The following is a 12,722-nucleotide window of genomic DNA, read 5'->3' as shown; positions in this document are numbered from 1 at the left end:
GTCGGGACCGCGATCAGGAACGTCATGAAGGAGAAGAACGCACACCGGTCAGCAGCACGTTCCAGGTGAAGATCGGCATCCGGAACATCGTCATGCCGGGCGCGCGCATGCAGATGATCGTGGTGATGAAGTTGACCGAACCGAGGATGGTGCCGAAGCCGGAGAAGGCCAGACCCATGATCCACATGTCGGCGCCGACGCCCGGCGAGCGGACCGCGTCCGACAGCGGCGGCATGATCCAGTTCGCGAATCCGGCGAACAGCGGCGTCGCGAACATCAGCAGCATGATCGTGCCGTGCATCGTGAACGCCTGGTTGAACTGCTCGTTCGTCATGATCTGCTCGCCGGGGCGGGCCAGCTCGGCGCGCATGAGCAGCGCCATCAGGCCGCCGACGCAGAAGAACGCGAACGACGTGACCAGGTACATCGTGCCGATGGTCTTGTGGTCAGTGGTGGTGAGCCACTTCACCGCGGCGATACCCGGTTGCTTCTTGCGTACGGGTGGTGCTGCCGGAGCCGTATCGGCGGCGGCACCCTGAGGTTCGTTGAGGATGCTCACGTGTTCTTCGTCTCCGCATTCCTGGCGTGATCCGTCTGCTCAATGCCGGACGGCAGGTATCCGTTCTGGCCCTTCTTGGCCAGCTCCTTCAGGTGCTCCCGGTACCGCTCGGGGGAGACGACCTTGACGTTGAAGAGCATCCGGGAGTGGTCGACGCCGCACAGCTCGGCGCACTTGCCCATGAAGGTGCCCTCCTTGTTGGGGGTCACCTCGAAGACGTTGGTGTGGCCCGGGATGACGTCCTGCTTCATCAGGAACGGCACCACCCAGAAGGAGTGGATGACATCACGCGACGTGAGGACGAACTGGACCGTCTCGCCCTTCGGCAGCCACAGGGTCGGGCCCGGGTTGCCGGTCTGCGGGTTCTTGGTACCCGGGATGCCCGCGTCGTAGACGCCCTCCGCACCGGCCGGCGCGGACTTCTTCCACTTGTCCGGGATCGCGGAGAGTTCGCTGGAGTTGATGTTGGTGGTCGACTTCTTGCCGTCCACGTTCTCCAGGTAGTTGAACGCCCAGCTCCACTGGAAGCCCACCACGTTGATGACGTGGTCCGGCTTCTTGGAAGTCTTGAGGAGATCGCTCTCATCGCGCGCGGTGAAGTAGAACAGCACCGCGATGATGATGAACGGGACGATCGTGTACAACGCCTCGATGGGCATGTTGTACCGCGTCTGAGTGGGGACCTCCACCTTGGACCTGCTGCGGCGGTGGAAGATCACGCTCCAGATGATCAGGCCCCAGACCAGCACGCCCGTTGCGAGGGCGGCGGCCCAGGAGCCCTGCCAAAGAGAGAGGATCCGCGGCGCCTCGTCGGTGACGGGCGTTGGCATGCCGAGGCGGGGGAAGTCCTTATATGTGCAACCAGTCGCGGTCGCCAGGACCAGGCCCGCAGCAAGCACCTGCGGCAGCTTCCGCCGCATCGGGCGCCGCGACGAGCGGTCGGAGCCGTTGGGACTCACGTAGCGCCTTCCCGAGAGTCTCGCCCGCGCGGTCGGCTGCGGCCTTACTCGCTGGTCGGTCGCCGCCCTGCGACGGGCAGGGGTTTGGATGTTTATGCGGACCAAACCCTACTGGACGCTATTTGGGGTCGCGCGGGGAGGGTGCCCAACGCGCCGCGAGCCACCCCGATGGGGTGGGCGAGCCCTTCGCCGGGCGTCTCCGGGACGCCCGATTACCCGCTCCCACCAGGCATCTGACGGCACGCCGAGCCGCATGGGCAAAGGCGCGGGCACCCCCGGCGCCGGCCGGGGGACTACCGTCTCGTACGTGCCCTACTTCGACGCCGCATCCTCCGCCCCGCTGCATCCGGTCGCCCGGGAGGCCCTGCTCGCCTCTCTGGACGAGGGCTGGGCCGACCCCGCCCGCCTCTACCGGGAGGGGCGGCGCGCCCGGCTGCTGCTGGACGCGGCCCGGGAGGCCGCCGCGGAGGCCGTGGGGTGCCGGCCCGACGAGCTGGTTTTCACCCCTTCGGGTACGCAGGCGGTGCATTCCGGCATTTTCGGGGCGCTGGCCGCCCGTCGGCGTGTCGGCCGGCGCCTGGTGCACTCCGCCGTCGAGCACTCCTCCGTACTGCACGCCGCCGAGGTCCATGAGGCGGCCGGCGGCACGGTGACACAGGTCGGCGCGGACCGTACGGGCCGGGTCGCGGCCGGGGATCTCGCCGCCGCGCTCGGGCCGGACGCCGCGCTCGCCTGCCTCCAGTCCGCCAATCACGAGGTGGGCACCGAGCAGCCGGTGGAGGAGGCGGCGGCGCTCTGCCGGGAGGCGGGGGTGCCCCTCCTGGTGGATGCGGCGCAGTCGCTGGCCTGGGGGCCGGTGCCCGGCGCCTGGTCGCTGCTGGCGGCGAGCGCCCACAAATGGGGCGGCCCGCCCGGCGTCGGCCTGCTCGCCGTCCGCAAGGGCACCCGCTTCTCGCCCCAGGGCCCCCTGGACGAACGGGAGTCGGGCCGCGCCCCCGGCTTCGGCAACCTTCCGGCGATCGTGGCGGCGGCCGCGTCGCTGCGGGCCCTGCGCGCCGAGGCCGGGGCGCAACGGGAGGAACCCGGGGAAGCCGCCCGGCTGCGGGAGCTGGTGGCCCGGATCCGGCACCGGGTGCCCGAACTGGTCCCCGATGTGGAGGTGGTCGGCCACCCGGAGCACCGTCTGCCCCATCTCGTCACCTTCTCCTGTCTCTATGTCGACGGGGAGACGCTCCTGCATGAACTCGACCGCGCCGGCTTCTCCGTCTCGTCCGGATCGTCGTGTACGTCCAGCACTCTGACGCCGAGCCATGTGCTGCGCGCGATGGGTGTGCTGTCGGAGGGGAATGTCCGGGTATCGCTGCCGTACGGCACGGCCGAGGCAGATGTGGAGCGGTTTCTGGAGGTGCTGCCGGGGACGGTCCGCTCGGTGCGGGAGCGGTTCGGGGTGCCGGCGGCGGAGCCGGCGCCCGCCGCCGAGGGGGAAGCGGCGGCGGAAGGGTCCGGCCTGGTGGTGGACGCCCTCGGCAAGCGCTGCCCGGTCCCGGTCATCGAGCTGGCGAAGGTGATCGGCCGTGTCCCGGTCGGCGGCACGGTGACGGTGCTGTCCGACGACGAGGCCGCGCGGCAGGACATTCCCGCCTGGTGTGCGATGCGGGGGCAGGAATACGCGGGTGAGGAGGCAGCAGAACGCGGCGCCGCCTATGTGGTGCGGCGCCGCGTCTGACCCACCGGGGGCCGGGGTCTCAGACCAGGTACTGCTGGACCTCGGCGGCGGCCTCGTGGCCGTACGCCTTGGTGAAGCGGTCCATGAAGTGGCTGCGGTGCAGCTCGTACTCCTGGGTGCCGACGGTCTCGATGACCAGGGTCGCCAGCATGCAGCCGACCTGCGCGGCGCGCTCCAGGCCGACGCCCCAGGCCAGGCCGGACAGGAAGCCGGCGCGGAAGGCGTCGCCGACGCCGGTCGGGTCGGCCTTGGTCTTCTCCTCCGGGACGCCGACCTCGATGGCCGGCTCGCCGACCCGCTCGATGCGGACGCCGTTGGAGCCGAGGGTGGTGACGCGGGTGCCGACCTTGGCCAGGATCTCCTCGGCGGTCCAGCCGGTCTTGGACTCGATCAGGCCCTTCTCGTACTCGTTGGAGAAGAGGTAGGCCGCGCCCTCCATCAGGGTGCGGATGCCCTCGCCGTCCATGCGGGCGATCTGCTGGGAGAAGTCGGCGGCGAAGGGGATCCCGCGGCTGCGGCACTCCTCGGTGTGCCGGATCATCGCCTCGGGGTCGTCGGCGCCGATCAGCACGAGGTCCAGTCCGCCGACCCGTTCGGCCACATGCTGCAGCTCGATCAGCCGGGCCTCGCTCATCGCGCCGGTGTAGAAGGAGCCGATCTGGTTGTGGTCGGCGTCGGTGGTGCACACGAAGCGCGCGGTGTGCAGGACCTCGGAGATCCGTACGGAGCGGGTGTCGACGCCGTGGCGGTCGAGCCAGGCGCGGTACTCCTCGAAGTCGGTGCCCGCGGCGCCGACCAGGATCGGCTGGATGCCGAGCTGGCCCATGCCGAAGCAGATGTTGGGCGCGACGCCGCCGCGGCGGACGTCGAGCTGGTCGACCAGGAAGGAAAGGGAGACCGTATGCAGCTGATCGGCGACCAACTGGTCGGCGAAGCGGCCGGGGAAGGTCATCAGATGGTCGGTGGCGATGGAGCCGGAGACTGCGATACGCACGGCGGGTCTGCTCCTGCGGGAGGCGGAGGGACAAGCGGACGTAGGACAACGCTACCGGGCATAGCGCCGGGCCACCCGGTCATCCCGGACGATTGGACATACCGAAACTACCCAATAGTAGGCCTTTCTTCGCGGAAGGCGGCTGCGTACCGTGCCCCTATGACCAAGCCTGTGAAAGCCGTCACACCGTCCGCGGTACATTCCGCCTCCGCCACGGCGGACCCGGAATCACTCGACCAGCTGCGCGGCGACTGCGCACGGATGGCGCAGCGCTTCGCCTCCGGACGGTCCGGGGCGCCGGATCCCGGCAAGCCCTCCGACCTTCACGGGATCACGGTCCCGGCGAAGTCCGCCGCCCTCGTCGACGGAATGCCCGAGTACGGCGACTGAGCCGGGACCGGCCACCCCGGGAACCGCTCGCGCCCCGGCCCCGTCCCATCGGCGTCCACACCTCACGCAGGATGGCCTCCCGGCCTCACGGAGGATGAACGTCAGATGTTCGGCGGAGCTGAAGGAGCGATGCGGTGAACACCGAGGACACCGAGGGAACCCCCGAGACCCCGGAGACCGCGGCCCCCAGGCGGCCCAGCCGCCTGGTGATCGCCTCGATGGCCGCCGCGGTGCTGCTCGCCGGGGGCGGCGCGGCGTACTGGGCCTCGTCCGCGTCCGGCGGCCGGGGCTCCGGGGCGGGATCCGCGGCCAAGGGCGACCCGCCGCCGCTCGCCCTCGACGGCTACACCGGCGGCGGGATCGCGGCGGGTGAGCCCAATCCGCAGGGTGCGCACTACAAGGCGGTGGTGAAGCTGCCCGGCGGCCCGGCGTCGGCGCCGGTGTACCGGCCGAAGGGCGAGATCACCGAGGCGGCCGTGGAACGGCTGGCCAAGGCGCTGGATGTGGCCGGAAAGGTGCGGTCGGAGGGCACCACCTGGAAGGTCGGCGGGCTGACGCGGGATGCCCGCAGCCCCGTGCTCCAGGTCAACAAGACCGGCTCGGGTTCGTGGACGTACTCGCAGTACGGCACGCCCGGCGGGACGAACTGCGCGCTGCCCGACGCGGGCACCTCGTCCAGCCGCCCCGGCTGTCCCTCGTACCGCGGTGGCGGGGACGCGTCCACCGAGGACGACGGCAGTGGCAAGGGTGCGGTGTCGGTGGCGAAGGCGAAACAGGCCGTGCGGCCGGTGCTCACGGCGCTCGGCCAGGAGAACGCGAAGCTGGATGCCGGCGGGCTGTCCGGGGCGGTACGGATCGTGAGCGCGGACCCGGTGCTCGGCGGGCTGCCGACGTACGGCTGGCAGAGCGATCTCCAGGTCGGCGCGGACGGTCAGGTGGTCGGCGGCAGCGGCCAGTTGGCGCATCCGGTCAAGGGCGCCGACTATCCCGTGCTGAGCGCCGGCAAGACCCTCGACCGGCTGAACTCGCGGGACGGCCGCAAGCCGGCCGGCTGCCCCTCCGCGCTGTCCGAGGAGGGCGGCGACCGGATCGCGCCCTGTGAGCCCGCACCCACGAAGGGCCAGCGGCCGACCGAGGTGACCGGCGCGGTCTTCGGGCTCGCGGTGCAGTACGTGGGCGGCGGGCAGACGCTGGTCCCGTCGTGGCTCTACACGGTGCGGCAGCCGGGCACGGGCCAGGGAACCTCGATCGTCGCGCACCCCGCCGTGCAGCCGAAGTATCTGGCGCACCGGGACCGCACGCCGGGGATCCCGTCCGGCAAGCCCGGTGTGATGGCGCTGGAGTCGTACGACGTGGGCGGCGGCGGCCGGAAGCTGACGGTGCACTTCTGGGGCGGGGTGTGCAGCGTCTACTCGGTGAGCGCCGAGGAGTCGGGCACGACGGTGCGGACCAAGGTCGTCGGCCGGGACAAGAAGCCGCACCAGATCTGCGTGAAGATCGCCAAGGAGTTCACCAGGACCGTGACGCTGGACAAGCCGCTGGACGGCCGGAAGGTGATCGACGTCTCGACCGGCAAGGCCGTGCCGAAGCGGTAGGCGGACACCCGCGCACGGCGCGGCGAAGGGCGGCGCCCCCGTTCCGGGGGGCGCCGCCCTTCGCCGTCTCCGTCTTAGCTGAAGGAGTCGCCGCAGGCGCAGGAGCCGGTGGCGTTCGGGTTGTCGATCGTGAAGCCCTGCTTCTCGATGGTGTCGACGAAGTCGATCGAGGCGCCGCCCAGGTAGGGGGCGCTCATCCGGTCGGTGACGACCTTGACACCGTCGAAGTCCTTGACCACGTCGCCGTCGAGCGAGCGCTCGTCGAAGAAGAGCTGGTAGCGCAGTCCGGAGCAGCCGCCGGGCTGGACCGCCACCCGCAGCGCGAGGTCGTCCCGGCCCTCCTGCTCCAGCAGGCTCTTGACCTTCGACGCGGCCGCGTCGGACAGGATGATGCCGTCGCTGACGGTGGTCTTCTCGTCCTGAACGCTCATCTACATCTCTCCCGGGTTGTACGGACCGCTTGTCATCGGTTGCAACAGACTGGAACCGGCGACGTCCCGGATTAATTCCGGCTTGGGCGCTTCTCTTCTCATGCTCGCACACCGGCGGCGGGGAACTGGTGGCCGACCACACACCTGACGCCCGCAACGGGGGCTGATGCGTCACATCGACATGATGGCCATCGTCAAACTGACGTGAAGCGGATATGATAGATAGCGTCAAATAGACGAAAAGGCCCCCAGGTGCCCGGGGCGCCTGCCCAGAGCTGTCTGCAGAGAAGAGAGGGTGCGTGTCGTGACCACCGCCCAGCCCCTGGACGTCCAGCCGACCCCGCTGGCGCTGCTCCTCCTCGGCCGGGAGGCCGACCCGAAGAGCGAGCGCGGCGTGGAGTGCCCCGGTGACCTGCCGGCCCCGTCCGACCCCGACCTCGTCGAGCGCGCCCGCGCGGCCAAGGAGAAGCTCGGCGACAGGGTCTTCGTCCTCGGGCACCACTACCAGCGCGACGAGGTCATCGAGTTCGCCGATGTGACCGGCGACTCGTTCAAGCTCGCGCAGCAGGCCGCGGCCCGCCCGGACGCCGAGTACATCGTCTTCTGCGGTGTGCACTTCATGGCCGAGTCGGCCGACATCCTCACCACCGACGACCAGCAGGTGATCCTCCCCGACCTGGCCGCGGGCTGTTCGATGGCCGATATGGCGACGGCGGAGCAGGTCGCCGAATGCTGGGACGTCCTGACCGAGGCGGGCATAGCCGACCAGGTGGTGCCCGTCTCGTACATGAACTCCTCCGCCGACATCAAGGCCTTCACCGGCAAGCACGGCGGCACGATCTGCACCTCCTCCAACGCCAAGCGCGCGCTGGACTGGGCCTTCGAGCAGGGGGAGCCCGGTTCGGCAAAGGTCCTCTTCCTGCCCGACCAGCACCTGGGCCGCAACACCGCCGTCCGCGACATGGGCATGTCGCTCGACGACTGCGTGGTCTACAACCCCCACAAGCCGAACGGCGGGCTGACCGCGGACGAGCTGCGCGCCGCGAAGATGATCCTGTGGCGCGGCCACTGCTCCGTCCACGGCCGCTTCTCCCTGGACTCGGTCAACGACGTCCGCGCCCGCATCCCCGGCGTGAACGTCCTCGTCCACCCCGAGTGCAAGCACGAGGTCGTGGCCGCGGCGGACCACGTCGGCTCCACGGAGTACATCATCAAGGCCCTCGAGGCCGCCCCGCGCGGCTCCAAGTGGGCCATCGGTACGGAGCTGAACCTGGTCCGCCGCCTCGCCAACCGCTTCGCCGCGGAGGACAAGGAGATCGTCTTCCTCGACAAGACGGTCTGCTTCTGCTCGACCATGAACCGCATCGACCTCCCGCACCTGGTGTGGACCCTGGAGTCGCTGGCGTCCGGCAAGACCGTCAACCGCATCGAGGTCGACAAGGAGACCGAGAGCTTCGCGAAGCTGGCGCTGGAGCGGATGCTCGCGCTGCCGTAGGCGGGCCCTCCGGACATGACGCAGCGGGGCGCCCCTCTTCGGAGGGGCGCCCCGCTGTCGTCGCGGTCCCGGTCAGTCGTCCAGCCGGTCGCCGTTGGTCCAGGCGTAGACCTGCTTGCCCTTGACGGCCACCCGCCACTGGAACTCGTAGGAGCAGTCCACCCGCCCGGCCCCCTCGCCCACGTCCTCGGGCCACCAGCTCGCGTCCAGCGCCGGTGCCGCGTTGAAGGCGCCCCCGGTGCAGCCCTTCGGGCCGCTGAGTTTCAGCGGTGCCCGGTCGAGGGTGAAGCGCATCAGCCTGGCGCTGCCGTCCGTCTGCACCTTCTCCGTGATGTGCGTGACGTCCTTCGGCACCCAGGGCGGCAGCACGAACAGGCCCTCGCCGTCACCCGACTCGGGCGCATCGCCCGCCGTCGCAAAGGTCTTGATGCGCTCGTGGAACAGGTGGTCGTTGACCGCGTCCGGCAGGTGGTCGTCGTACTTCTTCAGCAGCGGCGCCGCGGCGGCGACACAGACGGCCACGCAGACAGCGACGATGAGCAGCACCTTCTTCTTCATGCGTCCATTGTCATGGCCGGCGGTGGAGCTGCTCACGCCGGGACCGGGAACGGGTGCGACGGGGATCCCGGCTCAGATCCGCATCAGGTGAATGGCGGCGCCGTCCATCGCCGCCGCCCCCAGCAGCAGCGGGATCACCTCCGCCGCCGGACCGGTCAGCGCCAGCATCAGGACGAGGCCCGAGGCCACGGCCGTCACCAGCGCCAGGCACCAGCGGATGCGGAAGGAGGTGCGGGGAAGGGCGAGCGCGACGGTCAGCGCCACGGCGAGGAGCAGGGCGGCGACGAGGACCGGGGTGTGCAGGACGGAGGGCTTCGCCGTCCCTCCGTAGAGGCCGGACCGGCTTGCGTACAGGGAGCCGCCGAAGACGGCGATTGCCGCGGACGCCCAGGTGAGGGGCCACACCTTGCCGTCTCCGCGTCCGGCCATACCGCTCCTCAACTCCCCTAACTCCCCTGTGACTCAAGGTGTTTGACCCGTCGAAGGTGCCCTTGACGGGCCTGACCGTACTGGACGCGCTCCGCAGCGTCGACAGGGGAGCGGTGAGGGGAGCGGTGAGGGGAGCGGTGAGGGGAGCGGTGAGGGGAGCGGTGAGGGGAAGCCCCCGCGGCCGCAGGAGGCGGCCGCGGGGGCTTCGTTCGTGGGGTCGGCGGTCCGGGGCGGTCAGACCCCCGCCGGCTCCGGAGTCCGGTCCGTCTCCTCGGCCGGTGCGGCGGGTCCGGCCTTCCCGTCCCGCTTCGCCGCCTTCTTCTTCGCCCGGCGTTCCTTGCGGAGTTCGATCATCGCGTAGAGCGTCGGGACGAGGAGGAGGGTCAGGAGGGTGGAGGTGATCAGACCGCCGATCACGACCACCGCGAGGGGCTGCGAGATGAAGCCGCTGTTGCCCGTGAGGGAGAGCGCCATCGGGAGCAGGGCCATGATCGTGGCCAGGGCCGTCATCAGGATGGGGCGGAGGCGGTGCCGGCCGCCCTCGATGACGGCTTCGACGACGGAGTGGCCCTGTGCGCGGTACTGGTTGATGAGGTCGATCAGCACGATGGCGTTGGTGACCACGATGCCGATCAGCATCAGCATGCCGATCATCGCCGGGACGCCCAGCGGGGTGCCGGTGGCAACCAGCAGGCCGATCGCGCCGGTTGCCGCGAAGGGTATGGACACCAGGAGGATCAGCGGCTGGACGAGGGACCGGAAGGTGCCCACCAGCAGCATGAAGACGATGGCTATCGCCGCCAGCATGGCCAGGCCGAGGGAGGAGAAGGCGTCGGTCTGGTCCTGGGAGACGCCGCCGACCGTCGCCGTGGCGCCCTCGGGGAGCTTCAGGTCCTTGATCTTGCTCTGCAGCTTGGTGCTGACCGCTCCGGTGTTGTCGCCGGTGGGCTTGGCGGTGACGGTCGCCGAGCGGGCGCCGTCGATACGGGTCATCCGGACCGGGCCGGGGACCGTCTTGACGGTGGCGATGGTGCCGAGCCGGACCGTGCCGGCCGGGGTGGGGACGGGCAGGTTCTTCAGCTCGGCCTCGGTGGTGGCCGGGTGGGCGGACTTGATGACGATGTCGCGCTCGGTGTCGTCCAGGACGGCCTTGCCCTGGCTCGTGGCGCCGCGGACGGCCTGGGTGACCACGCCGCCGAGGGTGGTCTGGCTGTAACCGGCCGCCGCCGCCTTGGCGTTGGGCGTGACGGAGATCCGCGGCACGCTCTGGGCGAGGTCGCTCTGGACGTCGGTGACATTGTTCAAAGAGGCGACCGCCTCACGAACTTGCTCGCTGGCCTTCTTGAGGACGTCGGCGTCGCCGGCCTTGACGACCACGCTCAGGTTCTGGTTGCCGAAGCCGCCGCCGCCCGCGGTGACGGTGGTCTCGCCGATGGACGTGCCGAGCTTGCCGAGTCCGGCCCGCAGGTCCTTGGTGACCTTGTCGGAGTCCTCGGAGTTCTCGAGCCTGACCTGGTACGTGGCCTGGTTGGCGCCGCTGGCGCCGCCGAACGCCGCCATGAAGCCGGAGGGGCCGACGGTGACCTGGTAGTCCGCGACGCCGTCGGTGCCGGCGAGGAGCTTCTCGACCTTCTTGGCCTGAGCGTCGGACGCGCCGAGGCTCGTACCGGGCTTGAGCTCCTGCTTGACGGTCAGGGTGTCCTGGTCGCCCTGGTCGAAGAAGTTGGTCTTCAGCAGCGGGCCCATGGCGAAGGTGCCGACGAGGACGGCGACGGCGATGAGCAGGCTGGTGAAGCGCCGGCGGGTGGCAAAGCGGAGGACGGGGACGTAGAGGCGCTGGAGGGGGCTCCTGGTCTCCTTCTCCTCGGCCCGGCGGCGGAGTTCGTCCGCGGTGGTGCCCTCGGGGATCCTGGGCGCGCGCAGGAACCAGTACGACAGGACGGGGACGACCGTGAGCGAGACGATCAGCGAGGAGAGCAGGGCGACCGTCACCGTGATCGAGAAGGAGCCGAAGAGGGCGCCGACCATGCCGCCGACCACACCGATCGGGAGGAAGACCGCGACGGTGGTGAGGGTGGAGGAGGTGATCGCTCCGGAGACCTCCTTGACGGCCGCGAGGATGGCCTCGCGGCGCTCCTCGCCATAGCCCAGGTGTCGTTTGATGTTCTCCAGGACGACGATCGAGTCGTCGACGACGCGGCCGATCGCGATGGTCAGCGCGCCGAGGGTGAGCATGTTGAGCGAGAGGTCGCCGGTCCACAGAACGATCAGGGTGATGACGACCGAGAGGGGGATGGAGACCGCGGTGACGAGGGTCGAGCGCAGGCTCAGCAGGAAGAGCAGGATGACGACGACGGCCATGACCAGGCCGAGCAGGCCCTCCGTCGTCAGCGACTCGATCGACTTCGAGACGGCCGGGCCCTGGTCGGAGACGACCGTGACCTCGGCGCCCTTGCCCAGGTCCTGACGGATCGTGGGCAGCTTGTCCTTGACCGCGTCGGAGATGGCGACCGCGCTGCCGTCCTGGTCCATCGTCAGGGTGATGGCGAGGCTGGGCTTGCCGTTGGTGCGGGTGAGGGAGGTGGGGGTGGCCGCCTCCTCCTTGACGGTGGCCACATCGCCGAGCCGGACGGGCCCGGCGGCGTGTCCGCCCGGGGCCGCGCCCGCACCCGGGGCCGCGGCCGGGGCGATCCTGAGGTCCCGGATCTGCTTCACGGAGGTGTAGCCCGCGCCGACCTGGACGGTCTTGCTCCTGCCGTCCTCGGAGAAGGAGCCGGCCGGCACCGACGCCCCGCCGGCGTCCAGCGCCTGGCCGAGCGCGGAGGCGTTCAGTCCGGCGGCGGCCAGCTTCCTGTCGTCGGGGGTGACGGCCACGATCCGGTCCGTGACACCGCTGACGCTGGCCTGGCCGACGCCGTCGATGTTCTTCAGTTTCGGGACGACGCTGCGGTCCAGCTGGTCGGCGAGGGTCTGCTGGTCCTTCGTGGTGGAGGACACGGCGAGGACGACGGCGGGCAGGTCGTCGGTACCGCCGGCCACCACCTGCGGGTCCACGTCCTTGGGCAGCTTCGCGCGGGCGCGGTTGACGGCCTGCTGGACGTCGGCGACCAGGGTCTTGGTGTCATTGCCGTAGTCGAACTGCGCCATCACGATGCCCGAGCCCTCGCTCGACGTCGACGTGACGCTCTTGATGCCGTCGACCGCCTGGATGCCGTCCTCGAGCGGCTCGATCACCTGCTTCTCGACGACATCGGGCGAGGCGCCCTGGTACGGCGCCATCACGGACACCATGGGGAGGTCGATGGAGGGCAGGAGCTGCTGTTTGAGCTGCGGGATCGCGATGGCGCCGAAGGCGATCGCGACGATCGACATCAGCGCTATCAGGCCCCGTTGTACGAGGCTGAGTCGGGACAGCCAGGACATGGGTGGGGTCTCTCTTCTGCAGAAAAGTCGGGAGGGTGGCCGGGACCGGAGCGGGCCCACGTCAACCTTCCGCCATGCCCAGGACGGTTTTCCTCGCTCGCAGGTCGGTTTCGGGGCCCCGCCCGTACCGCGTTCGGAGTACGGGCACAACCGCCTTCACTGC

General features: G+C 70.2%; 10 protein-coding genes and 1 pseudogene. 4 read left to right on the top strand and 7 right to left on the bottom strand.

All coding sequences use genetic code 11. The annotated features are described in order from the left end of the window. Positions 1-40 precede the first annotated feature (40 nt). Positions 41-559: pseudogene (locus ADL29_RS28875) on the bottom strand (cbb3-type cytochrome c oxidase subunit I); the annotation flags it as partial. Further along, a complete protein-coding gene (gene ctaC / locus ADL29_RS28870) occupies positions 556-1,518 on the bottom strand; it encodes an aa3-type cytochrome oxidase subunit II (protein WP_078971363.1) in 963 nt (320 codons plus the stop codon). The pseudogene ADL29_RS28875 and the gene ctaC, both read right to left, overlap by 4 nt. Positions 1,519-1,825: 307 nt before the next feature. Here ctaC and ADL29_RS28865 point away from each other — a divergent pair, with 307 nt between their 5' ends. Continuing rightward, positions 1,826-3,244: a cysteine desulfurase/sulfurtransferase TusA family protein gene (locus ADL29_RS28865; RefSeq protein WP_053926508.1), complete on the top strand. Its 1,419-nt coding sequence runs from the start codon at positions 1,826-1,828 to the stop codon at positions 3,242-3,244. Positions 3,245-3,263: 19 nt separating this feature from the next. Here ADL29_RS28865 and ADL29_RS28860 read toward each other — a convergent pair whose 3' ends face one another. Next, positions 3,264-4,238 carry a carbohydrate kinase family protein gene (locus ADL29_RS28860; protein ID WP_046928434.1) on the bottom strand — a complete coding sequence of 325 codons (975 nt, stop codon included), beginning with the start codon at positions 4,236-4,238 and terminating at the stop codon, positions 3,264-3,266. A 159-nt stretch (positions 4,239-4,397) separates the two neighbouring features. On the opposite strand from ADL29_RS28860, the gene ADL29_RS28855 reads away from it, so the two are divergent. Beyond that, positions 4,398-4,628: a hypothetical protein gene (locus ADL29_RS28855; RefSeq protein WP_053926499.1), complete on the top strand. Its 231-nt coding sequence runs from the start codon at positions 4,398-4,400 to the stop codon at positions 4,626-4,628. Between the two features lie 134 nt (positions 4,629-4,762). After that, positions 4,763-6,223 (top strand): hypothetical protein, encoded by a 1,461-nt coding sequence (locus ADL29_RS28850; protein ID WP_053926498.1) that lies wholly within the window; start codon positions 4,763-4,765, stop codon positions 6,221-6,223. A 74-nt stretch (positions 6,224-6,297) separates the two neighbouring features. Here the strand turns inward: ADL29_RS28850 and erpA are convergent, their stop codons facing one another. Next, positions 6,298-6,654: an iron-sulfur cluster insertion protein ErpA gene (gene erpA / locus ADL29_RS28845; protein WP_030070025.1), complete on the bottom strand. Its 357-nt coding sequence runs from the start codon at positions 6,652-6,654 to the stop codon at positions 6,298-6,300. A 295-nt stretch (positions 6,655-6,949) separates the two neighbouring features. Here erpA and nadA point away from each other — a divergent pair, with 295 nt between their 5' ends. Continuing rightward, positions 6,950-8,149 (top strand): quinolinate synthase NadA, encoded by a 1,200-nt coding sequence (gene nadA / locus ADL29_RS28840; RefSeq protein WP_053926497.1) that lies wholly within the window; start codon positions 6,950-6,952, stop codon positions 8,147-8,149. A 72-nt stretch (positions 8,150-8,221) separates the two neighbouring features. Here nadA and ADL29_RS28835 read toward each other — a convergent pair whose 3' ends face one another. The 3 genes from ADL29_RS28835 to ADL29_RS28825 form a co-directional block, all read right to left on the bottom strand. Next, positions 8,222-8,707, bottom strand: coding sequence for a hypothetical protein (locus ADL29_RS28835; RefSeq protein ID WP_053926496.1), 486 nt, complete (start codon positions 8,705-8,707; stop codon positions 8,222-8,224). 72 nt (positions 8,708-8,779) lie between these two features. Beyond that, positions 8,780-9,136 (bottom strand): hypothetical protein, encoded by a 357-nt coding sequence (locus ADL29_RS28830; RefSeq protein ID WP_053926495.1) that lies wholly within the window; start codon positions 9,134-9,136, stop codon positions 8,780-8,782. Between the two features lie 234 nt (positions 9,137-9,370). After that, on the bottom strand, positions 9,371-12,559 hold the full coding sequence (locus ADL29_RS28825) for an efflux RND transporter permease subunit (protein ID WP_053926494.1): 3,189 nt from the start codon (positions 12,557-12,559) through the stop codon (positions 9,371-9,373). Positions 12,560-12,722: the final 163 nt, after the last annotated feature.

Origin of the sequence: Streptomyces chattanoogensis (assembly GCF_001294335.1) — a bacterium.
GTDB lineage: Bacteria > Actinomycetota > Actinomycetes > Streptomycetales > Streptomycetaceae > Streptomyces > Streptomyces chattanoogensis.
This window is presented reverse-complemented; position numbering and strand designations above follow the sequence as displayed.

Excerpts from the sequence above, each read along its gene's own strand:
- ADL29_RS28855 (WP_053926499.1), top strand. The coding sequence starts at position 4,398 with ATGACCAAGCCTGTGAAAGCCGTCACACCGTCCGCGGTACATTCCGCC.
- erpA (WP_030070025.1), bottom strand. The coding sequence starts at position 6,654 with ATGAGCGTTCAGGACGAGAAGACCACCGTCAGCGACGGCATCATCCTG.
- ADL29_RS28835 (WP_053926496.1), bottom strand. The coding sequence starts at position 8,707 with ATGAAGAAGAAGGTGCTGCTCATCGTCGCTGTCTGCGTGGCCGTCTGT.
- ADL29_RS28830 (WP_053926495.1), bottom strand. The coding sequence starts at position 9,136 with ATGGCCGGACGCGGAGACGGCAAGGTGTGGCCCCTCACCTGGGCGTCC.
- ADL29_RS28825 (WP_053926494.1), bottom strand. The coding sequence starts at position 12,559 with ATGTCCTGGCTGTCCCGACTCAGCCTCGTACAACGGGGCCTGATAGCG.